The sequence below is a fragment of the Streptomyces sp. NPDC048270 genome (assembly GCF_040652335.1).
In the GTDB taxonomy this organism is placed as follows: domain Bacteria; phylum Actinomycetota; class Actinomycetes; order Streptomycetales; family Streptomycetaceae; genus Streptomyces.
On the sequence record NZ_JBEZLV010000023.1, the window covers coordinates 41,856 to 65,389 of the forward strand.

21 protein-coding genes and 2 pseudogenes are annotated in these 23,534 nt (G+C 74.4%); 17 read left to right on the plus strand and 6 right to left on the minus strand.

Annotation, left to right across the window (positions count from 1 at the left end):
* The first annotated feature begins 199 nt into the window (after positions 1–199).
* From AB0D66_RS21255 to AB0D66_RS21305, 11 genes and pseudogenes are all read left to right on the plus strand, one after another.
* Entirely contained in the window at positions 200–670 is a 471-nt protein-coding gene (locus AB0D66_RS21255; protein WP_362305542.1) for a DNA starvation/stationary phase protection protein, read from the plus strand.
* A 113-nt stretch (positions 671–783) separates the two neighbouring features.
* Positions 784–1,635 carry an arylamine N-acetyltransferase gene (locus tag AB0D66_RS21260; protein ID WP_362305545.1) on the plus strand — a complete coding sequence of 284 codons (852 nt, stop codon included), beginning with the start codon at positions 784–786 and terminating at the stop codon, positions 1,633–1,635.
* A gap of 48 nt (positions 1,636–1,683) precedes the next feature.
* Positions 1,684–2,091: a DUF3224 domain-containing protein gene (locus tag AB0D66_RS21265; protein ID WP_362305548.1), complete on the plus strand. Its 408-nt coding sequence runs from the start codon at positions 1,684–1,686 to the stop codon at positions 2,089–2,091.
* 188 nt (positions 2,092–2,279) lie between these two features.
* On the plus strand, positions 2,280–3,083 hold the full coding sequence (locus tag AB0D66_RS21270; protein WP_362305551.1) for a cupin domain-containing protein: 804 nt from the start codon (positions 2,280–2,282) through the stop codon (positions 3,081–3,083).
* Positions 3,080–4,153, plus strand: a complete 1,074-nt coding sequence (locus tag AB0D66_RS21275) for a hypothetical protein (protein ID WP_362305554.1) — start codon at positions 3,080–3,082, stop codon at positions 4,151–4,153. The genes AB0D66_RS21270 and AB0D66_RS21275 overlap by 4 nt, the downstream gene beginning before the upstream one ends.
* Positions 4,150–5,250 carry a hypothetical protein gene (locus tag AB0D66_RS21280; RefSeq protein ID WP_362305557.1) on the plus strand — a complete coding sequence of 367 codons (1,101 nt, stop codon included), beginning with the start codon at positions 4,150–4,152 and terminating at the stop codon, positions 5,248–5,250. The genes AB0D66_RS21275 and AB0D66_RS21280 overlap by 4 nt, the downstream gene beginning before the upstream one ends.
* On the plus strand, positions 5,247–6,167 hold the full coding sequence (locus AB0D66_RS21285) for a hypothetical protein (RefSeq protein ID WP_362305559.1): 921 nt from the start codon (positions 5,247–5,249) through the stop codon (positions 6,165–6,167). Before AB0D66_RS21280 ends, AB0D66_RS21285 begins: the two co-directional genes overlap by 4 nt.
* Before the next feature lie 43 nt (positions 6,168–6,210).
* Positions 6,211–6,756, plus strand: a complete 546-nt coding sequence (locus AB0D66_RS21290) for a hypothetical protein (protein ID WP_362305562.1) — start codon at positions 6,211–6,213, stop codon at positions 6,754–6,756.
* A 59-nt stretch (positions 6,757–6,815) separates the two neighbouring features.
* Complete coding sequence (locus AB0D66_RS21295) at positions 6,816–8,603, plus strand: asparagine synthetase B family protein (RefSeq protein ID WP_362305564.1); 1,788 nt, start codon at positions 6,816–6,818, stop codon at positions 8,601–8,603.
* A 233-nt stretch (positions 8,604–8,836) separates the two neighbouring features.
* A pseudogene (locus AB0D66_RS21300) lies at positions 8,837–9,034 on the plus strand (helix-turn-helix domain-containing protein); the annotation flags it as partial.
* Positions 9,035–9,154: 120 nt separating this feature from the next.
* Positions 9,155–9,571, plus strand: a pseudogene (locus AB0D66_RS21305) (MarR family transcriptional regulator); the annotation flags it as partial.
* 25 nt (positions 9,572–9,596) lie between these two features.
* On the opposite strand, the gene AB0D66_RS21310 reads toward AB0D66_RS21305, so the two are convergent.
* Positions 9,597–10,286 carry a DUF5701 family protein gene (locus AB0D66_RS21310; protein WP_362305567.1) on the minus strand — a complete coding sequence of 230 codons (690 nt, stop codon included), beginning with the start codon at positions 10,284–10,286 and terminating at the stop codon, positions 9,597–9,599.
* Between the two features lie 147 nt (positions 10,287–10,433).
* On the minus strand, positions 10,434–10,967 hold the full coding sequence (locus tag AB0D66_RS21315) for a DoxX family protein (RefSeq protein WP_362305570.1): 534 nt from the start codon (positions 10,965–10,967) through the stop codon (positions 10,434–10,436).
* 257 nt (positions 10,968–11,224) lie between these two features.
* Between AB0D66_RS21315 and AB0D66_RS21320 the strand changes: the two genes are divergently transcribed.
* Together AB0D66_RS21320 and AB0D66_RS21325 are read left to right on the plus strand one after the other, a co-directional pair.
* Entirely contained in the window at positions 11,225–12,835 is a 1,611-nt protein-coding gene (locus tag AB0D66_RS21320; protein ID WP_362305573.1) for a PHB depolymerase family esterase, read from the plus strand.
* Positions 12,836–13,014: 179 nt separating this feature from the next.
* Positions 13,015–13,500 (plus strand): VOC family protein, encoded by a 486-nt coding sequence (locus AB0D66_RS21325; protein WP_362305576.1) that lies wholly within the window; start codon positions 13,015–13,017, stop codon positions 13,498–13,500.
* Between the two features lie 288 nt (positions 13,501–13,788).
* Here AB0D66_RS21325 and AB0D66_RS21330 read toward each other — a convergent pair whose 3' ends face one another.
* Positions 13,789–14,364, minus strand: a complete 576-nt coding sequence (locus AB0D66_RS21330) for a TetR/AcrR family transcriptional regulator (protein WP_362305579.1) — start codon at positions 14,362–14,364, stop codon at positions 13,789–13,791.
* Positions 14,365–14,630: 266 nt separating this feature from the next.
* Between AB0D66_RS21330 and AB0D66_RS21335 the strand changes: the two genes are divergently transcribed.
* Genes AB0D66_RS21335 through AB0D66_RS21350 form a run of 4 tightly spaced genes read left to right on the plus strand, consistent with a single transcriptional unit; the run spans position 14,631 to position 19,537 of the window.
* Positions 14,631–15,197, plus strand: coding sequence for a 2Fe-2S iron-sulfur cluster-binding protein (locus AB0D66_RS21335; protein ID WP_362305582.1), 567 nt, complete (start codon positions 14,631–14,633; stop codon positions 15,195–15,197).
* Positions 15,194–16,186 carry a xanthine dehydrogenase family protein subunit M gene (locus AB0D66_RS21340; protein WP_362305585.1) on the plus strand — a complete coding sequence of 331 codons (993 nt, stop codon included), beginning with the start codon at positions 15,194–15,196 and terminating at the stop codon, positions 16,184–16,186. The genes AB0D66_RS21335 and AB0D66_RS21340 overlap by 4 nt, the downstream gene beginning before the upstream one ends.
* Positions 16,183–18,318 (plus strand): xanthine dehydrogenase family protein molybdopterin-binding subunit, encoded by a 2,136-nt coding sequence (locus AB0D66_RS21345; protein WP_362305588.1) that lies wholly within the window; start codon positions 16,183–16,185, stop codon positions 18,316–18,318. Before AB0D66_RS21340 ends, AB0D66_RS21345 begins: the two co-directional genes overlap by 4 nt.
* Positions 18,311–19,537, plus strand: a complete 1,227-nt coding sequence (locus tag AB0D66_RS21350) for an XdhC/CoxI family protein (RefSeq protein ID WP_362305591.1) — start codon at positions 18,311–18,313, stop codon at positions 19,535–19,537. Before AB0D66_RS21345 ends, AB0D66_RS21350 begins: the two co-directional genes overlap by 8 nt.
* 88 nt (positions 19,538–19,625) lie before the next feature.
* Here AB0D66_RS21350 and AB0D66_RS21355 read toward each other — a convergent pair whose 3' ends face one another.
* The 3 genes from AB0D66_RS21355 to AB0D66_RS21365 form a co-directional block, all read right to left on the minus strand.
* Positions 19,626–20,399, minus strand: coding sequence for a hypothetical protein (locus AB0D66_RS21355; RefSeq protein ID WP_362305594.1), 774 nt, complete (start codon positions 20,397–20,399; stop codon positions 19,626–19,628).
* Between the two features lie 132 nt (positions 20,400–20,531).
* Positions 20,532–22,616 carry an FG-GAP-like repeat-containing protein gene (locus AB0D66_RS21360; RefSeq protein ID WP_362305597.1) on the minus strand — a complete coding sequence of 695 codons (2,085 nt, stop codon included), beginning with the start codon at positions 22,614–22,616 and terminating at the stop codon, positions 20,532–20,534.
* 109 nt (positions 22,617–22,725) lie between these two features.
* Positions 22,726–23,502 carry a DUF2071 domain-containing protein gene (locus AB0D66_RS21365; protein ID WP_362305600.1) on the minus strand — a complete coding sequence of 259 codons (777 nt, stop codon included), beginning with the start codon at positions 23,500–23,502 and terminating at the stop codon, positions 22,726–22,728.
* Positions 23,503–23,534: the final 32 nt, after the last annotated feature.

The following is a 23,534-nucleotide window of genomic DNA, read 5'->3' on the forward strand; positions in this document are numbered from 1 at the left end:
CCGCTGCGGGCGCTCGGGGTGAGCACCGGGAGCCCCATCCTTAGCAGCTCGGACGAAGCCGCATGAAACCACCTCACTCGGACGGCGCAACCGGGCTGCCTGCGCAGCGCCACGTTAACGGCCGCGGATCAAGGGTATGGGATGGTTCGTACAGAATTCCGGCCGTCTCCCGCTGACGGCCTTACGAAACGGAGATGCTGTGTCCGTCGTCAAGAACGCCCTCCCGGAAGCCGATCTGAAGGTCGTCGGCGACGCCCTGCAGGGCGCCCTGGTGGACCTGGTGGACCTGGCACTGGTCGCCAAGCAGGTGCACTGGAACGTGGTGGGCCCCCGCTTCCGGTCCGTCCACCTCCAGCTGGACGAGGTCGTCACCTCGGCGCGTACCCACTCCGACGTGGTGGCCGAGCGCGCGTCCGCTCTCGGAGTGACGCCCGACGGCCGCGCGGCGACGGTGGCGTCGTCCAGCGCGATCACCGGCGTACCCGAGGGATGGGTGAAGGACACGGACGCGGTCCGCATCCTGGGGGACGCCCTCGACGTCGTGATCGACCGCATGCGCGAGCGCATCCGGTCGACCGGGGAGGCCGACCCCGTCACCGAGGACATCCTGATCGGCCTGACCGGGGACCTCGAGAAGCACCGCTGGATGTTCCGCGCCGAGAGCGCCTGACCTGCCGAGCGGGCGGGCGGGCCGCCCGGGCGCCGGCCCCGGCCGACAAGGCCGGGATGACCACGGCGTGGAACCCGGGGCCCGCCCCGCTCCCCGTTGCGTAGGGTCGGGGCATGACGAGCAACGACGCCACCGCCCAGGACACCGCCCCGCGGTGGGACCCGGCCGCGTACCTCGCCCGCATCGGCTGGACCGGGGAGCGGCGCCCGGACGCCTCGGCGCTGCGGTCCCTGCACCGTGCTCACATGTACGGCATCCCGTTCGAGAACCTGGAGCCGCTCGGCGGCGCGGCCCCCTCCCTCGCGCTGCCGGACCTGGAGGCGAAACTGGTCCGCGGCGGGCGGGGCGGCTACTGCTATGAGCACAACACCCTCCTGGCCGCTGCCCTGGAGGCCTTCGGCTTCGGCGTCACGCGCCTTGCGGCGCGGGTCGTCCTGGGCGCCGACGGCGCGGTCCGCCCGCGCACGCACATGCTGCTGCTCGTCGACGTCCCCGGCGAGCCGGGCCCGTATCTGGCGGACGTCGGCTTCGGCGCGGGCGGCGCGCTGCTCGAACCGGTCCCGCTGGTCGCGGACACCGAGTTCCGGGACGCGCCGCGGCGGCACCGCCTGGTCCACCGGCCGCACCGCGGGCCGCTGGAGCTGTGGGTGCTCCAGGCGTACGAGGACGACGCGTGGGCGGATCAGTACGCCTTCACCCTGGAGCCGTACGAGGCACCGGACTTTGAGGTCATCAACTGGCACATCGCGACCAACCCGCGTTCCCCGTTCTCCCACCTCCTCTACGTCCAGCGGACGACGCCCGAGGCCCATCTCGCGCTCAGCGGCCGCCACCTCGTCGAGACCCGCCCGGACGGCTCCCGCAAGGAGCGGGAGCTGTCGGGACACGACGAGATCGCGCGCGTGCTGACGGCCGACTTCGGCATCGCGGTACCGGAGGGCCTGGAGCTGGACGCACGGACGTGATCCGCCGTCCGGGCCGGATGTGTCGGACCTCTTCGGTACGGTCGGCACATGAGAGCTACGGCAACTTTCAAAGTCAACTCGTTCGTCCCGGCTGAGCTGAAGGCCGAGCCCGCGGTGTCCACCGGCACGCCGGTGGGTGTGGCGACCATGGAGAAACTCTTCGAGGGAGAAGTGGTGGGGCGCGCGGCGACCCTGTTCACCGCCGCGTTCGACGACACGACCGGGGTCGGCACGTATGTGGCCATGGAGTCCTTCGAGGGCACGGTGCGAGGGCGCAGCGGCTCCTTCAACTTCGTGCACTCGGCGTCGACCTCCGGCAGCGACCGCACGGCGGAGTTCTTCACCATCGTGCCGTCGAGCGGCACCGGCGAACTGACCGGGATCTCCGGCGCCGGAGGACTGGTCGTCGACGCCGACGGAACGCACCGCATCTGGTTCGACTACGAGATCGGCTGACCGGCGGCTCCGAACGGGAGGCACCGGACCGCGCCCTCCGGCCCCGCCGCCGCGCGGGCCCGGCACGGGGCGGTCACCCCCCGGTTGCCCGGGGTACGTCCCGAGTCCTCCCGTTCGTGGCCGTCAGGGACCTACGATGCGGACGCGGGGCGCCCGGAGCGCACCGCGGGGCGTCAGGGGGAGGCGCGATGGCCGCACGACCGTACGACCGCACACCCGGACCGCGCGCGAGGTCCGGGGACGGGCCGGAGCCGACCGGGCGCGGACTGCCGGGCGGAGTGGAGCTCTACCACCTCAGGCCGGACGGCGGCATCCTGCTGGCCGACCGGGAGGGGTCCCGGGAGCTGGGGCCGGAGCGGGAGTTCCTCCGGTTCATCGACGACGGGCAGTTCGCGCACTACCTCGTGGGCGACGCCGGCACCTCGCCGGAGCGGCCCTCCAACGCCACCGTGAAGCTCGGGGTGGTGGGGCCGCGCAGTGCCTTCACCCCGCACGCGCACGGCGGCGAGCACTTCGTCCTCAGCCTCGGCCACGCCGCCTGCGGTCTCTACGACGCGGACCGCGACCGTGTCACCGAAGTCCTGCTCGCACCCGGCATGTTGATCCGCATCCCGGAGATGATGCCGCACTCCTTCGCGAACCGGGGCGCGGCCCCGCTGACGATCCTCGCCGCCAACACGGGGTTCGGGATCGACCACGAGGACTACGCGATCACTGCGGCGGAAGCCGAACGGCGTGCCGCCCCGGATGCCGCGCGGCCCGGCCCTGCGGGCATCCGCGGCGCGGTGGGGCCCGGCGCGGCCGGGCTCGCCCCGGCGGCGGCCGCCCACGCCACCGCGCCGGCGAGCGCCACGGACTACCGGGCCCTCGCCGCCGCGCTGCGCGACATCGAGCGCGCCCAGCGGCTCCACGGCATCGCCGCCACCACCGTCCGCGAACGGCTGGCCGCACGGCTGCGCCGGGTGGCGACCGCGCTGGAGGTCCGCAGATGATCTGCCCGCACTGCGAACGCGACCTGCTCCGCAAGGAGCGCACCGGCAATATCTGCGGCCGCTGCAAGCGGCCGTACGCACTGGACCCGAAGACCAACTCCCTGCGCCTCGGCGACCTCCGGGTGCGCCGGATCACCGACGGCCTCACGGACGACGGCCGGATCCGGGTCACCCCGGGCCAGTTGTGGTACGCGCTCACGCGCAGGCGGCTCACGGCGAGCGCCTTCGCCCCCGGGTGCGCGGGCTGGGCGCTCTTCGGCGGTGTGCTGTTCGGCCTCTGGGGCGTCTTGGGCGGGATGACGTACATGCTGTACGCCGCCGGCGCCCTGCTGGCCGCCGCGCTCGGCGTGCTGGTCGCCCGGGAGACGGGCGCGGGCCTCGGCATCCCGCCCATGAGCCGCGCGGCCTTCCGATCCGAGGCCCTCGCCGCATGGCTGCGGGTGTACGGGAGCCTGCCGCCGGGCCTGGTCGACGACGGCGGCCACCCCTGGCCGCGGCGGCCGGCCAACGCGCCTGCGCCGACGGCGGTGCTCGTCTGCCCCGATGCCTCCATCGCCGCCTTCCTCGCCGCCGACGGCCTGCCCGAACGCCACGGCATCGCCCTCGTCCAGGGCCCCGAGCAGGTCACGCCCCTGCTCCCCGCCCTGCCGGAGCGCGCCCCGGTCCTGGTGCTCCGCGACGCGGACGCGCACGGTGAGCTGCTCCTGCACCGGCTACGCGAGACCCTCCCCGGCCGCCGGGTGGTGGACGCCGGAGTGTCGCTGCGCACGGTACGGGGGCTGGCGAAGGCCGTTCCGTACCGCGATCGCGCCCGGAAGCCCGCGCCGGAGGAGATGCACCGGCTGGCCGCCCTCGGCCAGTTCACTGCACAGGAGCTGAAGTGGCTGGCGCGCGGCTGGCGGTTCCCGCTCGTCGGCCTGCCCCCGGCCCGGCTGCTCGCCGTGGTCGACGGGCTCGCCGAGCGGATCGGCCGCAGCGTCGACCCCGAGCGGCGCGACGCCGCGGAGGTCGGCTTCATGACCTGGCCCGGGGCTGCCGGCGGCGGCCCGGATGCGGCGGGTGGGCGGTGATCTGCCCGAACTGCTCGACCTCGCTGAAGCTCCGGGAGCGCACCGGCCAGGTGTGCTCGCACTGTCGCCGCCGCTTCGCCCTCGACCCCAAGGTGCACGGCCGCGGCATGCACGACCTGCGGATACGCCGCTGTGCGGACTCCCTCACCGACCGCGGCCGGCTCGAGGTGACCGTCACCCAGCTCTGGTACCGCTGCCTGACGTCCAGCCGTGCCTGGCCGGCGCGTGAGGCGCGCGGGGTCCGGCCCTGGATCCGCCGGCTCGTGGCGCTGCCGCTCAGCGCCGGGTTCCTCGTGTGCTGGGCCCTGACCGGCGGAACCCCCGCCGTACTGGCCGCGGCCGCCGCCGTCGGCGTCCTCATCGCGGCGCCCCGGCTCCTCCCGTACCACCCGGCCCTGCCCGCGGGCTCGTATCTGAACCCCGCCGAGCAGCATTTCCGGCAGCTGATGACGGGCGAGTGGTCGGCGGTGTACGGGGCGCTCCCGCCGGGCGTGGTCGACGACGGGCGGCGCGGGCCCGGCCACCGCGCACCGCGGCCGCCCCGGCCCAGGGCCGTGATCGTGTGCACCGACCCCGCCGTCGCGGTGTTCCTCGAGGCCAACGGCATGCCGGAGCGGCTGCGCGCGGTGCTGGTGGAGGCTGACCCGGGCTCCGCCCACGACGCCCTCGTGGACCTTCCGGGCCGGCTGCCGGTCGTGGTGCTGCACGACGCGAGCGCGTTGGGCGCGCTGCTGGCACCGCTGCTGCGCATCGCCCATCCGGACCGGGCCGTGGTGGACGCCGGGCTTCCGGTGGCCGCGGTCCGCCAGCGGAGGGGCGCCGTCCACCGCATCGGGCGCGTTCCGTCCGGCGGGCGCGCCCCGGCTGTGGACGCCGGGGAACTGCGGGCCGTGGCGGGCCTGTCCGAGGAGGACGCCGCCTGGCTGGCCCAGGGGTTCTGGAGCCCCGTCGCCGCCGTCCCCCCGCCGCTGCTGGCCGCCGTCGTCGAGGAGGCCGTGGAACGGGCCGCGGCCTCGGGGCCCCTGGACACCGGCCCGGCGCACGGCTTCCTGACCTGGCCCGAAGCCCCCGCGACGAAAGGCACTGCGACCCCATGAGCACGCGTACGAGGACGCCGAGCCGGATCGGCTCCCCGTCCCACAGCACCGCGGGCCCCGCCTTCGGCGACCGCCTCCTCGACCTGGCCATCGGCGTGGCGGCGGCCCGCGCGGGCGACCCCGGCGGGCTGCGGTTCACGGAGCGCCAGCTGTACTACGAGACCTGCCGCGTGCTCAGCCCGGCCGCGCCGCTGCTGCGCCGTGTCGTCCCCGGCAGTCCGCGGCCGGCGCTGCGCCTGACCTCGTTCACCCGCGCGCTGCACGGGCGCGGCCGGGAGGCCGTACCGGGCCTGCTGGCGGACCCGGCTCCCCCGGCGGGCGCCGAGGCACCCCCGGAAGACCCCGCCCGGTCCCGGCCGTCCGAACCGGACCTGTACGACTACGGGCTCCCCCGCCTGCTGCTCTGCCAGGACCGCTCGATCGCCGCGATGCTGCTCGCCAACCACGTCCACCTGGAGGCGGCCTGCCCCGTCCTGGCGGCGCCCGACGCGCTGCCCCTGGCCCCGCTCCTGCTGGCGGCCCTGGCCCGGGCGGAGGGCGCCACGGTCTACGTCCTGCACGACGCGAGCCCCGGGGGTGTGAGGCTCCCGGCCCGGGTGCGGGCCGCACTCGGCCCCGTCCCCGGGGTGCGGGTCGGCTCGCTGGGACTCGTACCGCGGCACGCCGCCGCCCTGCGGCTGCCTTCGGGGCGCGGCCCGGCACCGGCGGCGGGCGCCGACTGGCCGGGTGCCCTGCGGCCGCGCGAGGCCGCCTGGCTGGCGCGCGGCCGGTTCGCCGAGGTGGCCGCCGTACCGCCCGCCGCGCTCGTACGGACGGTGCTGCGCCTGGCCCGGGGCCCGCGGCCGCCCCGCGACTCCCTGTGGGGCGAGCTCAGCGGGCTGCGCGCCGCCGGCTTCATGACCTGGCCCGCCGCGTGAACGGCCCCCGCGATCCCCTCCAAACACCCGAGGTACGCACACCATGATCCGTCCCCAAGAGATCGGCTACGCGGACGAGCTCCTCGCCGACGGCACGGTCCACCGCAGGTACGAGGACGGCCTCGAGGAGTGGCGCAGCCGTAGCCCCGGCCGCCCCCACCTGGTGACCTGGCACGACAACCGCGGCGGCTCGGGCACCGACGAGCTGCTCGGCGGCCGCGTCGTCAAGCGCACCCTCGCCGACGGCACCGCCACCTACGCCCGGGACATCGGGTACGGCCGCACGGTCTGGGCGCGCGGCGAGCGGGTCACCGTCAACCGGAGCTCCCTCGGCGGCCGGGTGGGGGCGCTGCTCACCGGACTGGGGGTGGCGGCCCTCGCCGTCACGGCCGCCCATCTGCCGCCGCTGAGCATGACCCCGCAGGAGGAAGAGGCCCTGCGCCGCCAACAGGAGCAGAGCCAGGCCTCGTCGGGGTCCGGCGGGGACGGCGGGGGCGGGGACGCCGGCGGGGACGGGGACTCGGGCGACGACAGCTGGGAGACCGGCTGGGACGACGTGGACACCTGGAGCGACGACGACTTCGGCTGAGCCGGAGCGCGGAACACCGGCCCGGAGCAGTACGCGAGCACGAGGAAGGGAAGCCGTCCGTGGCACGTTTCGCCGCCTGCCTGGCCGACACCACCGGGCAGGCCCACGCCCATCTGGAGGCGATGGGCGCCGCCGGGCCGGGGCCCGTCCCCGTGGACGTACCGGGAGCCGCGCTGCGCCTCCTCAGCGGGGAACCCGGGCGGGCCGCGGGCCCGTTCACGGCCCACGGACGCACCGCGGTCGGCGAGGTCACCCTCCACAACCGCCCGGTGCTGCTCGCCGCCCTCGCGGCCCGGGCCGCTGCCCCGCCGCCGGCACCCGACTGCCCGGACGCCGAACTCCTGCTGCACTGCTGGGCGTTGCTGGGCGAGGCCGGAGTGGCGCTCGCCGAGGGGATGTTCGTACTCGCCGTGCTGGACGGCCCCGACCTGGTGCTGATCCGCGACCACGTCGGCGCCCGCACCCTCTTCTACGCGCGGGCCGCAGGCGCCTGGGCCGTCTCGACCTCGCTCCGGACGCTGCGCCGCTGGCCGGCGCTCGGCACGTCCGTGAACCTGTCGGCGGTGCGCTCCTTCCTCACCTTCGCGTACCTGCCGGGCGAGGAGACCCTTCTCACCGGGGTGCGCGAAGTACTGCCCGGACGCGTGCTGCGGCTGGCCCGCGACGGCGGGGTCGGCGAATCGGTCCACTGGGAGCCCCGGGAGCGCGTCGAGGACCCCGGCCCCGCCGGGCCCGCCGGCCATGTCCTGGCCCTGCGCGCCCTGTTGGAGCAGGCCACGGCGGCCCGGCTGCCCGTGGCGGAGCCTGCGGCGGTGCTGCTCTCCGGCGGCATCGACAGCTCCCTGGTCACGGCCCTGGCGGCGAAGCTCCACTCGCACCCCGTGCACACGTACTCGATCAGCTTCGGCGACGACCTGCCGAACGAGCTCGGCTACTCCGGTCTGGTGGCCTCCCACTGCCACACCCGGCACCGGATCCTGAACGTCTCGGGGGCGGCGGTCGCGGCGCGGCTGGCCGAGGCCGCGGCGCTGCTGGACAGCCCGGTCGGAGACCCGCTGACGGTGCCGAACCTGATGCTGGCCGAGGCCGCGGCCACGGACGGTGCTTCCGTGGTCCTCAACGGCGAGGGCGGCGACCCCGTCTTCGGCGGGCCCAAGAACCTCCCGATGCTGGTGCAGGAGATGCACCGGACGCCGGGCGCCCCCTGGGACGAGGACCGGGCGACCGCGTACCTGCGCTCGTACCGCAAGTGCTGGACGGACCTCCCGGTCCTGCTGGCGGCGCCGGCCCTGGAGGCACTGCGGGACGCCCCGCGCCTGGAGCGGCACGTGGAGCCGTACCTGCTGCCGCGGGCGGGCGGCGGCGGTCCGTACGCCATGGAGCACCTCCTGAACCGGCTGCTGCACTGCAACCTCCGGACCAAGGGCGCGCACCACATCCTGACGAAGGTGGAGCGCCTCACCTCCTCCCGGGGCGTGGAGGGCCGCTCCCCGCTCTTCGACCGGTCGGTCATCGATCACGCCTTCGCCACGCCGCCGGGGTACAAGCTGCGCGGGACGGCCGAGAAGTGGATCCTCAAGGAGGCCGTACGGGACCTGCTGCCGGACACCGTGGTCGACCGCCCCAAGAGCGGGATGCGGGTGCCGGTCCAGCAGTGGCTGACCGGTCCGCTGCGCGACCTCGGCCACGAACTCCTCCTCGGCAGCCGGTCCCGGGATCGGGGACTGTTCCGTCCGGACACGATCCTTACCTGGCTGAAGGGCGGAGGCGCGCTCCTGCCCCGCCAGGGCGGCAAGCTGTGGCTGGTGCTGACGCTGGAGCTGTGGCTGAGGTCGTACGACGTATGAGGCGCGGGTGCCGCCTCGCGGTCTTCGTTTCCTGCATCAAAAACGCTACGTTGCCTTTCGTGAGTCGACCACCCCATCGTTGCGCTCGGCCTTCAACATCACAGGCAGACGCCCTCTTTCGTTGCAAGGGATGTGAACGCAACGCAACGATCCCGGCGCGGATCATTGCAATGAACTCGGAATAAACGCTACGCTGGCGGCCTCACCCACCCGCGGCCGCGAAGGAGACCCCGATGCCGGGAGGCAGGCTCACCCAGCAGGAGCGCCAGCAGATCGCCCTGGGGCTGGCCGACGACCTCGCCTACGCGGAGATCGCCAGGCGTCTCGGCCGCCCCACCTCGACGGTCACGCGCGAGGTGATGCGCAACGGCGGCCCCACGTCCTACCGCGCCGACCTGGCCCACCGCGCCACCGGGCAGCGCGCCCACCGGCGCAGGCGCCCCGTCCCGCGGGACCCCCACACGCCCCCGCAGGCCCACGGACGCGACGCCGAGGCCGTGCGCGAGTACGAGGAGGTGTTCGCCACGGTCTTCATGCAGTCGGGCCTGCCCAGGATGACGGCCCGGGTGCTGGCCGGCCTCTACACCACCGACGCCGGCAGCCTCACCGCCTCCGAACTCGCCGCGCGCCTCCAGATCAGCCCGGCGTCCGTCTCCAAGGCGATCGCGTTCCTCGACGGCCAGGGCCTCATCCGGCGGGAGCGCGACGAACGCCGCCGCGAGCGCTACGTCGTCGACGACGACGTGCTCTACCAGTCGACGATGGCCGGCGCCCGCGCCACCGCCCACCTCGGGGAGATCGCCCGGCAGGGCGTGGACGTGCTCGGCCCCGGCAGTCCGGCCGCCGCCCGCCTCGAAAACATCGCCCGGTTCGTCGACTTCGTCTCCGAGAGCATCGCCCGCGCCGCGGACCAGGCGCGCGAGATCCTCCACTCGAAGCCGGCCCCGGCCCCGGACACCACCGCCTGAGCGGCGCGGGGAACCGGGGGCGGCCTCACCCGGTCCGGCCGGAGCGCCCCTCGTCCACGCGGCCGGTGGCGGAGGCGAAGCCCAGCCAGGTGTGGCGGTTGCCCCACCAGCACCAGCCGACCTTCGGTGCGTCGCGCCGCTCGCCGCCGTCCCGCCCGAGGCCGTTGCTGATCCAGATCGCCGGGGTACGGGCGTCCAGGGTGCCGTTCGGCTTGCGGAGCCGGGAGCCGATGGTCATGAAGCAGCGGTTGCGCTCGAGCGCCGCCGGCTGCTGGAGCAGCCAGTGGATGCCCTCGGTGAGCACCAGCGGGGTGCGGTCCGCTTCGGCGAGGGCGGGCAGCGCCTCGGACGGACTCCAGTTGGCCATGTGGTCGCCCCGGTCGAGGCCGGTGACGAGGTAGAGGGGAGCCCCGGGCAGTGCGACGGCGCAGGGGGCGAAGCCGTCGACGTCGGGCATGTCGGAGACGACGAAGCCGGGCTTGTCCTGGCGGCGCAGCAGCGGTGCGAGGGCGGAAGCGGGGGCGCGGTCCGGGTGGACGGCGAGCAGGGCGCCGCCGTGCCCGCGGCCGGCACCCTCGGCGAACCCGCGCAGCTCGTCGGCGGGCATCCCCGCGAGCTCGTGCACCCCGAGCCCGATCAGGCGTTCCGCCTGGGCGGTGAGCGGGGGGAGGGCGGGCACGGTGGTGGGGGGCGGGGTGTCGGGCACGGTACTCATAGGCTCCCGATCTGCGGCGGCGGACCCCAGGTGAACGAGGCAGGCCGCTGCGGGGTTCCCGGTACGGCGCCTACCGCCCGCGGGCCGGCGCGCACGGGGGCCGGGCCGACGGCAGGGGGCTCCCCCGAGCGGGAACGGACCCCCGGGTCAGTCCCGCAGCAGCAGGACCACCACCGCCAGGACGACGGCCAGCAGGAGGGCCAGGACTCCGTGGATGACGCGGTGGTGGCGCAGGACCGGCAGCAGGCTGTCGACGGCGTAGCGGCCCGGGCCGGTGAGGGCCAGGGTGACGGCCGCGGCGGCGATGAGGGACTCGAACTCGACGCCCTCCACGCCCAGCACGGCGCCGACCCACTTGACGGAGATGGCGTTGATCATGATGCCGACGACGGCGGCGGCGGCCAGCGGGGTGAACAGGCCGAGGATCAGGCCCAGGCCGCCCAGCGTCTCGGTCAGGCCCGCGATCACCGCCATGGTCTCGCCCGCCGGGTAGCCGGCCTTGGCGAAGAACATGCCGGTGCTCTTGACGCCGAACCCGTCGAACCACCGGAACAGCTTCTGCGTTCCGTGGACGATCATGATCGCGCCGAGCACGATGCGCAGCACGGGCAGGCCCACGTCGAAGGGGGTGGTGGCTGCGGCCGTCGTGCGGGGGCCGGGATAGGACGGGGTCACGGTCATCGTGGGCGCCTTCGGTCGGGGGCGGGTGGGAGAGAGGGAGCTCTCCGATGGCGTCAGCCAGACCCAGGGTGACGAATGGCGGGAGGAAATGCCCGGTATGCGGATGTGCGAGTCGCCCGGCCGGAGGGCGTCCAGGGCGGCAACCGCCACACCTGTGCGGCCTGTTGTGGTCGCCGCCACCGTGCGTACGCGCCGCGGCCCGTGGCTATCGTCGCAGCCATCCGGACCAATGGGCTGTTCACGGCAGTGGAGGGTGCATGCATCCAGTTCTCGGAAGGCTCGGCGGGGCCGCCGCGGCCCTGCTGCTCGGCGTCGGCGTGCTCGCCGGCGGATCGGGACCGGCGGCGGCCGGAGCAGGCGCGGCAGCCGCCGAGCCCGTGGCCGGCGCGCTCGAGCGGTACCGCGTCGACGGTGTCTACAGCGCCGGCGTGTCGTCCGGCGGGTACATGGCGACCCAGTTGCACGTGGCGTATTCCGGCACGTTCGACGGGTCGGCCGCCTTCGCCTCGGGGCCTCAGTACTGTGCGCAGAATGACCTGGGCAAGGCCCTGAACGCCTGTATGGAGGTCTACCAGGACCTCCAGCTCGCCGCCCTGAAGCAGACCACCACGAACTGGTCGGCGCAGGGCGTCATCGATGACGCGGCCGGGCTGCGCGGCGACCCGGTCTACGTCTTCAGCGGCGCCAACGACTCGACCGTCGAACGCCCCGTGTCCACCGCGCTCGACGACTACTACCGGCACTTCGGCGCCGACGTGCTCTACAACAAGAGCACCGCCGCGGGCCATGCCTGGATCACCCCGCTCGGGCCGAACGCGTGCACGGTCACCGCCAGCCCGTGGCTCAACAACTGCGGTTTCGACGCCGAGCGAGAGTTCCTGGGGCACCTCCTCGGCCCGGTCAGCGCACCCGCGGCCGCGCCGGGCGGACGCCTGATCCGGTTCGACCAGAACAGGTACGCGCCCGGCGGCGCCGCGAAGCCGATCTCCATGGACGAGAACGGCTTCGTCTACGTCCCCACGAGCTGCGCGAACGGCGCGGCCTGCAAGGTGGTCGTCACGCTCCACGGCTGCAAGCAGGGCTACTCGTACCAGGGCTTCGGCACCCGGTTCATCGACAAGGCCTATCTCAACGAGTACGCCGACACCAACGACCTGATCGTCCTGTACCCGCAGGCCGTCCCGACCACGACCCTCGACAACCCCAACGGCTGCTGGAACTGGTGGGGCTACCTCGGCGACCCCGCGTACGCGCGGCACGGCGGCAAGCAGATCGAGACCATCATGGGCATGGTCAAGGCCCTCGGCGGCGCCGGCCCGACGCCGCCGCCCACGGGCCGGCTCACCCTGCCCAGCCTGGATGCCGAGGACGGCTACATCAAGGCGGCGGGCGACGGCTCCGGGCCGGCGGTCGGCACCCTGGAGGACACCTACGGGCTGGCGCTGGGGCGCGGCACCGACGGCCGGACCAACCGGAGCGTCCTGTCCTTCGACACCGGCGCCGTCCCCGCCGGGAAGGAGATCACCCGGGCCTGGGTGACCCTGACGAGGAGCAGCGGTTCCGGCGACCCGTGGGCCGTGCCCGCCGGCAACCGGCTCCTCGTCGACGTCCACACGGGCTGCCTCGGCGGCTGCACGGTGGAGCCCGGTGACTGGGCCGCGGCCACGACCGCCGCCGGGGCCGCCGACATCGGCGCCTTCGCCTCGGGGAGCAAGGCCTCCGGCGACCTGTCGGCGGCGGGCCTGTCCGCGGTCAACCGCTCCGGGCGCACCCAGGTCCGCCTCCGGTTCGACCAGAACCCGGCGGCCACGGCGTACCTCTTCGTCAACAGGGACGCGCGGGCGACCCTGACCGTGGAATACCGGTAGCGGGCGGCGCGCCGGCCGCGGACCCGTCGGGCCGCGTGCCGCGCACGGCCGACCGGCCCTTCGGGGCAACCGCGGCCCGGCTGCCGCGCGGCGCGGGCGGCCGGGCCGAGGCTTCGGGATATCTGTGGGGCAGGCGGCGGTCGCAAGGGGCCGTCACTGTCCGGAAAGGCGGGAGCCCGGTGGCCGTCCAGCCCGTTCCCGAGGGATATCCGCGCGTCACTCCGTACCTCTGTACCGACGGAGCCGCGGCCGCGATCGACTTCTACGTCGCCGTGCTCGGCGCACGCGAGCTGATGAGGATGCCCGCGCCGGGAGGCAAGATCGGCCACGCCGAGCTGGAGCTCGGCAACTCGGTCGTCATGCTCGCTGACGAGTACCCGGAGATGGGGTTCCGTTCGCCGAAGTCGGTGGGCGGCACGCCCGTCACCCTGCACGTGTACGTCGAGGACGTCGACACCGTCTTCGCCGCGGCCCTCGCCCGGGGCGCCACCGAACTGCGGCCGGTGAGGGACGAGTTCTACGGTGACCGCACCGGCCAGTTCCTCGACCCGTTCGGCCACCGCTGGAGCGTCGCCACGCACGTCGAGGACGTTCCCGCGGAGGAGATGCAGAAGCGGTCGGAGGAAGCCCTGAAGTCGACGGAGTCCACCCCCGACGGCGGATGATCCGCGGACGGGCGGATCCTCCCGACGGCGCCGGCGGCACCGGACGGCTGACCCCGGCCCGCGTCGCGGACCTCGGCCCCCGCCTCCGTGACCGCTCCCCGGCGGCGTTCCGTGAGCCCCGCCGGCGCTAGTGCTGTGGCCGGAAAGGTTTGCCGGGGCGCGGCGTCCGGTGCGGTGCATCGCAAGGCGGAGGGCCACGGCTCGTACTGGACGTACGTGCGCGGTCCGACAACGCAGCGAGGTGCCGTGCCGGGCGTCGCGACCCGGTGAACCTTTGCGGTCACAGCACTAGCCGGGCGCTCCCGCGCGCAGGCCGTCCATGACGAGGTCGAGGAGCCAGGTGGCGCGGGGCTGCCAGTCTCCGTGGGGGTCGATCAGCCAGAGGCCCGCGATGGCGAGGATGAAGTCGTCCGCGCTCACTCCGGGACGGATGGCGCCGGCCTGCTCGCAGGCGCGCAGCAGCAGGTCGGCCGCGGAGGTGAGCGGCTCGTGTCCCGGCTTCGCGGGGCCGCCCGGTGCGCTGGCCGCCTGGCGGATCGCGTCCGCCAGGCCCGCCTTGGCCATCGCGAACCGGGCGAGGCCGTCCATCCACTCCCGCAGGGCCTGGTCCGGCGGCCGGGTCGCGACCAGGTGGGCGGCGGAGTCCGCGACCTGCCGCATCTCGTGGCGGAAGATCTCGAAGACGAGGGATTCGCGGTTGGGGAAGTTGCGGTAGAAGGTGCCCTGGCCCACGCCCGCCTTCTTGGCGATGGCGCTCAGCGGGACGTCGGCGGAGCAGGTCAACTCGGCCAGTGCCACTTCCAGGATGCGCTCGCGGTTCCGTTGCGCGTCCGAGCGAACGGGAGCGCTTCTCTTCTCCTGCACTCGTCCTCCTCGCGGGTACGCCGACGGACCCGGCCTTGCTAACCGGACAGCTGTCCGGTACGTTCTCGAGTAACGGACAATTGTCCGGTTGATTCCACCTTAGCCGTGGACGCGGCCGACGGGGACCGCCACCGCGAGCGCGGCCGACGCCCCGTTCCCCGCATCCTGCCCTCTCCCGAGCCGGCACCGCCACGTACAGCGCCATCTCTTCACCGCCCGCAGGGTCCCGCCTCGGCGTGCCCCGGATCCGCGAAAGAAGGCTGATCATGGTCGCATCGACGTCCAGCGCCATCGTCCTGAGCGTCAACGGCGAGAAATACCCGCTCTCCGTCGACCACCGCACCACCCTGCTCGACGCCCTGCGCGAGCGACTCGACCTGACCGGCACCAAGAAGGGCTGCGACCAGGGGCAGTGCGGCGCCTGCACCGTCCTGCTCGACGACCGCCGGACGGTCTCCTGCCTCCAACTCGCCGTGGCGGCCGAGGGACGCGAGATCACCACCATCGAGGGCATGGCCGACGGCGACCGGCTGCACCCCGTACAGCAGGCGTTCCTCGACTTCGACGGGTTCCAGTGCGGCTACTGCACACCCGGTCAGATCTGTTCGGCCGTCGCGGTGATCCAGGAGCATGCCGCAGGCTGGCCGAGCGCGGTCACCGGGGACGTACGGCCCGAAGCGGGGCCGCCGCCGCTGACCGCCGAGGAGATCCGGGAGCGGATGAGCGGCAACCTGTGCCGGTGCGGGGCGTACGTGTCGATCGTGCAGGCGGTGGCCCAGGCCGCCACGGCCGGAGCCGGGGCGGCAGCGGCCGACGAGGAGGCGGCGGCATGAGGGAGTTCGGCTACCAGCGCGCCCATGACGTCGCGGGTGCGGTCGCACTGCTCGAAGCCGACCCGGACGCGCGCGTGCTCGGCGGCGGCACCAACCTCGTCGATCTGATGAAGACCGGCGTGGAACGTCCCGCGCACCTCGTCGACGTGCGCGAACTGCCGCTCCAGCACATCGAACCGACCGCGGGCGGCGGCCTGCGCATCGGCGCGACCGTCACCAACAGCGACCTCGCCGCCCATCCCGAGGTCCGCCGCCGCTACCCCGCCCTGGCCCAGGCCGTGCTCGCCGGCGCCTCCGGACAGCTGCGCAACATGGCCACCCTCGGCGGAAACCTGCTCCAGCGCACCCGCTGCGGCTACTTCGCCGACGTGACCCAGCCCTGCAACAAGCGTTCTACGGGCAGCGGTTGCCCGGCCATCGCCGGTGAGCACCACAACGCCGCGATCCTGGGCGCCTCCGGCCACTGCGTGGCCGTCCACCCGTCCGACATGGGCGTGGCCCTCACCGCCTTCGACGCGGTCGTGTCGTTCGAGACCGCCGACGGGCCCGGCGAGCTGCCGCTCGCCGACTTCTTCCTCCCCGTGGGCCGCACCCCGCACCGGGAGACCGCCCTGCCGCCGGGCGCGCTGATCACCGGTGTCACCCTGCCGCCCGCCCCGGTCGCCGCGACCTCGCGCTACCGCAAGGTGCGCGAACGCGCCTCGTACGCCTTCGCGATCGGCTCGGTCGCCGCCGCGCTCGAAGTGGAGGCAGGGGTGGTACGCGACGTGCGCATGGCTCTGGGAGCCGTCGCCTCGCGGCCGTGGCGGGCCCGGGAGGCGGAGCGGGTGCTGACCGGCGCACCGGCCGACGCCCGTACCTTCGCGGCCGCCGCGGACGCCGAGCTCGCCGCCGCGCGACCGCTGCCCCACAACGGATACAAGGTGACCCTGATGCGCAACCTCATGGTGGCCGTACTGACCGAACTCGCCGAGGAGGACGCCCGATGACCACCGTCACCCCCTTGCAGGGCTCCGTCGGCACCGCGCACACCCGCGTCGAGGGACGCGACAAGGTCACCGGGGCCGCACGGTACGCGGGAGAGATCCCCTTCGCCGCACTCGCCCACGGATGGCTGGCGTTGTCCACCACGGCCCGCGGACGCGTCCGCTCGGTGGACACGGACGCCGTCCTGGCCATGCCCGGCGTCCTCACGGTGCTGCACCACGGGAACGCCCCGCGGCTGGAGACCGGCTACCCGGGTCTCATGGGGATGCGACCCGACGTCTCCATCGCCCTGTTCCAGCACGACCGCGTACCGCACGCGGGCTGGCCCGTGGCGCTGGTGGTCGCCGAGACCTCCGAGCAGGCCAGGGAGGCGGCGGAGGCGCTCGTGGTGGAGTACGACGAGGAGCCGCACGACACCGACTTCCACGCCGACCGGCCCGGTACGTACGCCGCCTCGGACGAACCGCACGCCGCGGCACAGACCTCCAAGGGCGACCTCGAGGCCGAACTCGCCCGGTCCGCCGTCGTCGTGGACGCCCGCTACACCACGCCCGAGGAACACCACAGCCCGCTGGAGCCGCACGCCGCGACGGCCCGCTGGGAGGCCGGCCGGCTCGAGGTCGTCGACTCCAACCAGGGCGCCGTATGGGTGCAGGGCGAACTCGCCGGCCTGTTCTCGCTCGACCCGGCATCGGTGCGGGTGCGCTCCGAGCACATCGGCGGCGGCTTCGGCTCCAAGAGCGTGCGCGCCCACCAGGTGGCCGCCGTGATGGCCGCGACCGTCCTGCAGCGCCCGGTCCGGGTGGTCCTGACCCGCCGCCAGATGTTCTCCCTCGCCGGCTACCGCAGCCCCACGGCGCAGCGGATCAGGCTCGGTGCCGACGCCGACGGGCGGCTGCGCGCACTGGGCCACGACGCCCTGAACCTCACCTCCACCGTGCACGAGTACCTCGAGCCGAGCGCCATGCCGGGCCGGGTGCTGTACGACGCCGACGCCCATCACACCGCGCACCGGATCGTACGGCTGGACGTGCCGAGCCCGACCTTCATGCGCGCGCCGGGCGCCGCACCGGGGTCGTTCGCCCTGGAGTCGGCGCTCGACGAGCTCGCCGCGAAGTGCGGCGTCGATCCGATCGAGCTGCGCGCCCGCAACGAGCCCGGGGCGGGTCCGGTGTCCGGACTCCCCTTCGCCGGCCGCACGCTGGTCGCCTGCTTCCGGGAGGGGGCCCGCAGGTTCGGCTGGGCCGACCGCGATCCGCGTCCCGGCCTGCGCCGCGACGGCCGGTGGCTGCTCGGCACCGGCACGGCGTCCGCCTCCTACCACGCCGGGACCGCCCCCTCCACGGCGGCGGCGACCGCCGAGGCGGACGGCACCTTCACCATCCGGATCTCGGCGGCGGACATCGGAACCGGCGCCCGGACCGCGCTCACCCTGATCGCCGCGGACGCCCTGGAGGTGGCCCCGGACCGCGTCCGCGTGCTGATCGGGGACAGCGACTTCGGGCCGGCGATGATCGCGGGCGGCTCCATGGGCACCAGCTCCTGGGCCTGGGCGATCACCGCGGCGGTGGCGGAGCTGCGCGAGCGGCTCGCCGGCAGCCTCGTCATCCCGCCGGAGGGCGTCACCGCCCGCGCCGACTCCACGGCCGCCATCGTCGCCCTGCCGCCGAAGGAACGGCACTCCTACGGCGCGCAGTTCGCCGAGGTGGCCGTCGACGTCGGCACCGGCGAGGTCCGCGTGCGCCGGATGCTCGGAATCTTCTCGGCGGGGCGGATCGTCAATCCGCTGACCGCACGGGGCCAGTTCGTCGGCGGCATGACCTGGGGCATCTCCATGGCCCTGCACGAGGAGGCGGTCCGGGACCGGGCCTCGGGCGCCCACGTCGGCGCCGACCTCGCCGGCTACCACGTGGCGGCCCACGCCGATGTCCCGCACATCGAGGCGGACTGGCTGCCGGCCGAACGGGACGAGGACGACCCGATCAACATCAAGGGCATCGGCGAGCTCGGCATCGTGGGCGCCGCGGCGGCGGTCGCCAACGCCGTCTGGCACGCGACCGGCGTACGCCACCGCCACCTGCCGATCCGGCCCGACCGCGTCCTGTCCGCGGGGATCAGCCCCGAACATGCTTGACATCGCGGTGGAGTTGGACCGCTGGATCGGTGAGGGGCGGGACTTCGCCGTCGCCACCGTCGTGGGGACGAGCGGCAGCGCGCCGCGCGGCCCGGGCGCCGCCCTCGCCGTCGACGGGGGCGGCGCCGTGATCGGCTCGGTCTCCGGCGGCTGCGTGGAGGGAGCGGTGTACGACCTCTGCCTCCAGGCGCTCGCCGACGGCACGACGGTCCTCGAACGGTTCGGCTACAGCGACGAGGACGCCTTCGCGGTCGGCCTCACCTGCGGCGGGGTCATCGACGTCCTGGTGACCCCGGTCCGCGCCGACGCCCCCGCCCGGCCGGTGATCGCGGCGGCCGTGTCGGAGGCCGCCCGCGCCCGGCCGGCGGCGCTCGTCCGGGTGGTACGCGGGCCGGCCGGGTTCCCGGGCCGGTCGCTGCTGGTCCGCCCGGACGGCTCGTACGACGGCGGTCTCGGCGGCGGGCCGGCAGCGGGCGGGGCGGCGCGGGACGGGACGGCCCACGAGGTGAGGGCCCACAACGGGGCGGGCCACGACGGGACGCCGCTCGACCGGAGGGCGGTGGCCGAGGCCGGGGCCATGCTGGACCTCGGCCACACCGGCACGGTCGAGGTCCCGGAGGACGGCTCGGGCTGCCCCGGCGGGCTCACACTCCTCGTCGAGGTGCGCGTACCACCGGCCCGCATGATCGTCTTCGGCGCGATCGACTTCGCCGCCGCACTCGTCCGCGCGGGCCGGTTCCTGGGATTCCACGTGACCGTCTGCGATGCCCGGCCCGTCTTCGCCACGCGTGCCCGCTTCCCCGAGGCGGACGAGGTCGTGGTCGACTGGCCCCACCGCTACCTGCGGCGCACGGCCACCGACGAGCGGACGGTCCTGTGCGTGCTCACCCATGACACCAAGTTCGACGTGCCGCTCCTCGAGGCGGCCCTGCGCATGCGGGTCGCGTACGTCGGCGCGATGGGCTCGCGCCGCACCCACGCGGACCGCGACCGGCGGCTGCGCGAAGCCGGCCTCGGCGAGCGCGAACTGGCCGGGCTGAGGTCACCGATCGGCCTCGACCTGGGCGCCCGTACGCCCGAGGAGACGGCCCTGTCGATCGCCGCCGAGATCGTCGCGGCCCGGCGCGGCGGCACCGGCCTGCCGCTGACCGGATCCCGCCGCCCCATCCACCGGGCCGCCGGTCCGCCTTCGGAGCGGGTGCGGGAGGCCTCGGTGTGACCGAGGTACGGGCAGGTCCCGGCCGCAGGGGCCGCCGCTGGTGAAGGCGGCCACGGTCAGGCGTGGCCGGCGCGGTCCGACGTGCGCTTCAGGGCGTTCCGTCGTCACCCGGCTCGCGAGGGGGCGCGGGCGGTCCCGCGCCGGGTGACCCGTGGGGACCCGGCCCGGGCTCGACGGCCGGCGGTCCCGCCGGATCGGGGCCTGGTCCCGGAAGGGGTTCGAGGCCCTTCTCCGCGCGCAGGTACTCCGCCTCGGCCCTCAGGCGCTCGGCCTCGGCCCTCATCAGGGCGGCCCGGCCCTCGTACTCCGCGGTGACCTGCGCCGCCCTGCCCTCCGCCTCGGCCCGGATCGCCGCCGCCTGGCCCTCGTACTCGGCCTGCGCCCCCTGCCCCCTCGCGTGGCGCTGGGCGCCCTCGGCGCGCAGCACCCGCGACACCGCCAGGCTCACGGCCGTCAGGAACGCCGAGAGCGCACCTCCGGCCACGAGGAGGTCGGGCGCGTCCTGCGGACCGAGGCGGCCGCTGCTCTCGTAGCCATCGAGGACGTTGCGCATCGCGAACCACGCCAAGAGCGCGAACACGACGATCAGTTGCACGTCCATCCGGCCCACAGCCGCAGGTCGCCCACCGGTTGTCCGCCCGGCCGAACCCCCACCCTGCCGGCCCGGCACCGCGGAACCGCGCAGGAGCCACTCCGCCCCGAGGACGACCAGCATGACGGCGATCGCCGCCGGGTACACCCAGCCCGGATACCCCACCCCCCGCATCGCCTCGTAGAGGACCAGGGCGAAGCCGGCGAGGGCGAGGACCACCGCCGGCATCCTGAAGGCCTGGAGGAAAAGGGATCGTCTTGGCGTGGACATGCGTCGAGTATGCCGCCCACGGCACCAAGCCCGGCCCGGTGTCGGCGGGTTGCCCGAGCGGCAGACCGCCGCGCGGGGAAGGGCCCCCGGTCGCCGCGGCGGCCGAGGGCCCTTCCACCTGTCCGTCGACGGTCAGCCGAGGACCACCGGGGTGGCGTCGATGCCGCTGGCCGTACCGCGGAACAGCACGGGCCGGCCGTCGGCGGCGACGGACCACAGGTCCGTCAGGCCGTCGCCCGTGAGGTCGCCGGTCGAGCCGAGGACCGGGTGGGCCGCACTGGCGATTCCCGAGGCGATCTTGGTCCGGGCGGCGCTCCAACTGGCGGGTACGAGCTTGCCGTCGGCGCCCTTGGCCCCCGCGACGGCGAAGACGTCACCCGTGGCGTCCTCGCGCAGCCAGAGGTCGGCCGCGCCGTCACCGTTTACGTCGCCGGGGGCGACGACGGTGACCGAGTCCCAGCCGGTCCCGCCGACCAGGACGGGAGGGGTGTTGTCCAGGTACGGGAAACCGCCGTAGTACAGCCAGAGTTCCGAGCCCTGCCTGACGAGCAGGTCCGGCCCGCCGTCACCGTCGACATCGCCTGCGGCGGCGATCTGCTGGGCGTTGAACCAGTGGTCGTCGGCGGTCTCGCAGCCCTGCTCCGGGTCCTGCACCGGGCAGGTGACCGTCAGGGAGGACCGGCTGGCCTCCGTGACCTTCCCCAGCCCGTCATTGGTGTACGTCCACAGCATCTTGGTCCGCGTGACGTCGTTGTGTTCCAGCACCACCAGGTCGTTGTAGCCGTCGCCGGTCCAGTCACCGCTGGCGACGGCCTGCGCGCCGGCAGCGAGGGTGAGACCGCCGTCCACCGGGGCGGCGAAGGTGCCGTCGCCCTTGCCGGCGCGGAACTGGAGGCGGTTCGCGGGGTCCACGGTCCAGAGGTCGCGGTGCCCGTCACCGTTCAGGTCGCCGGAGGCGTCCGGAGCCGGGCTGCCCTTGGCGAAGAAGGAGTACGTGGCGGTGTCGGACACGTTGCCTGCCTTGTCCAGGCTCTGCGCCCGGACCGTGTGCGGGCCCGCGGTCGGCGGAACGAGCGTCACGGCGGCGCCCGGCGCCACCGACACCCGGCGGGAGTCCCAGTCCGTCCAGTAGACGATCTCGGAGACGACTTCGACTCCGCCGGCGGCGAAGGTGAAGGTGCCGGGCGTACGGGCGTTGCCGGTCTGCGCGGGCACCCCGTTCGACGCATCGGGGAACTGGACCGAGCTGATCACCGGCGGTGCCTGCGGCCGCGTCCGGTCTACGGAGAACGCGCAGGTCTGGGACCAGGCGGAGGTCTGTCCTGCGGCGTTCACACCACGGACGTTCCAGGTGTAGTCCCCGGTGGGCAGGTCCGCGTCGGGAATCGACCAGGTCGCGGCCTTGCCCTTGAGGGCCGGGATCGCCTGGGTCAGCAGCGGGGCGCTCTGGCCCGGGCGGAAGACCTGGAACTCCGCGGTGAGGTTGCCCGCCTCCGGGCTGTCGACCGTGGCGAAAAGGCTCAGCGGGGTGTTTCCGACCAGTCCGCCGGTGCACGCGGTGGCCGGGGAGGTGCCCGGGTCCGAGACCGTGGGCGCGGCCTCGGTCCTGGTCTCCAGCACCGCGGTGCGGGCGTCGAAGCGCTTCCACGCCGTCGGGTCGGTTTCGTCGGAGGCGTACAGGCCGATCGTGACCTCGGCCTGATGCTTCGCCGCGGCCTCCTTCACCAGGGCCGTGGCGTCGAACTCCAGGTTGCCCGCCGCACAGCCGGGGCGGCCCTTGGCTGCCGTGACCGTGGCCAGCTTGATGCCCTGGGCGGGCTGCGTGTTCCACGTGGTGTTCGCCGAGATCGCGCCGGTGCTCCACAGCTCCACCGGGGTGGCGGTGCAGGATCCGGAGCCGGTGTTGCGGATGCGCAAGGTCGCCTGAGCGACCGGAGCGCCCTTGACGCCGCTGGTGTCGAGCCGGATGAAGGAGCGGTGCAGGCCCTCGGCCCGACCCTCGCTGCCGGTCCGCAGAGCCTCCGCGGACTTCCAGGCCGTGCGGTTCGGAGACTTCTTGGAAACCTGGGTCCAGGCCTTCGCGCCGCCGAACGTCTCCCCCGCGTTCGTGACGCTCGCCGTCGGCCCTGACGCGGCTGCTGCCGGTGCCAGCGCGACGACCGCCGAAGCGGCCAGCGCGCCGGCCAGCGCAAGCGCGGCCGCATTTCTTACGGACATGCACACTCCTGTTGTCTGATGGACAAGCAGACCCTAGAGCACGTGTGCGAGCCCGCCCTACCCATTAAATGCGCAGCTCAGCGGGCACCCACCGGTCAGGCCGAGGGGGTCACGGGGTGGGGAGGCCGCCGGGGCGGCGGGGTGGGGGGCCGAAGCGGACGGGGACGCCGGGCGAGTAGAGGACGCTCGCCGGCGGGCCGGCCGGGGCGGGCAGGCCCGCGGCCGCGACCAGGTTTTCGTCGCAGTCGAGGAGTTCGGCGCGGTGCAGGGGCCACCGGGGGTGGGTGTTCGGGAGGTAGAGCGGCCGTCCGAAGAAGGTGCTGTGCATGCCCCAGCGGGCGGTGAGGAAGTGTTCGAGCGCCGTGGGGTGCCCGATCCGCTCGCCGACGCGCACGGAGACCCTGCAGTGCGCGCCCCGGGGCCCGGGCAGGCGCCGGGTGCTGGTGTACGTCACGGTGTCCCCGTCGTGGCGGACCGCCATGCGCGACCAGGCGTACGGGAGGCGGAACACGGACCGCGCGACGGCCACGGGAATCAGGCGGGCGGCGTCGAGCGAGCGGAAGACCACGCCGCGGCGGCCGTGCGCGTCCACGGAGTAGAGGCGGACGTTGGTCTCGGGGAAGCTGCCGAGGTAGGGGACTCCGGGGAGGTGGAACCATCCGACCTTGTGCATGCGGAAGGCGACGAGGCCGACGTACGTGACCCCGTCCAGCGTGTCGGGCACGGTGCCGGGCGGGAGCAGCGGGGCGACGTCGGCGGGGTCGACGGCCCAGTGCAGGAAGGCCAGGTCCAGCCAGGACTGGGTGAGCAGCGGACGGTCCGCCGGGTGCGGCGGATCCGCCGTTATGGGTTCCGGGTGCGCGGACCGCGGCGGGGTCTTCGGCATGGCGCCAGTATCGCCGCACGGGTGCGGGATGC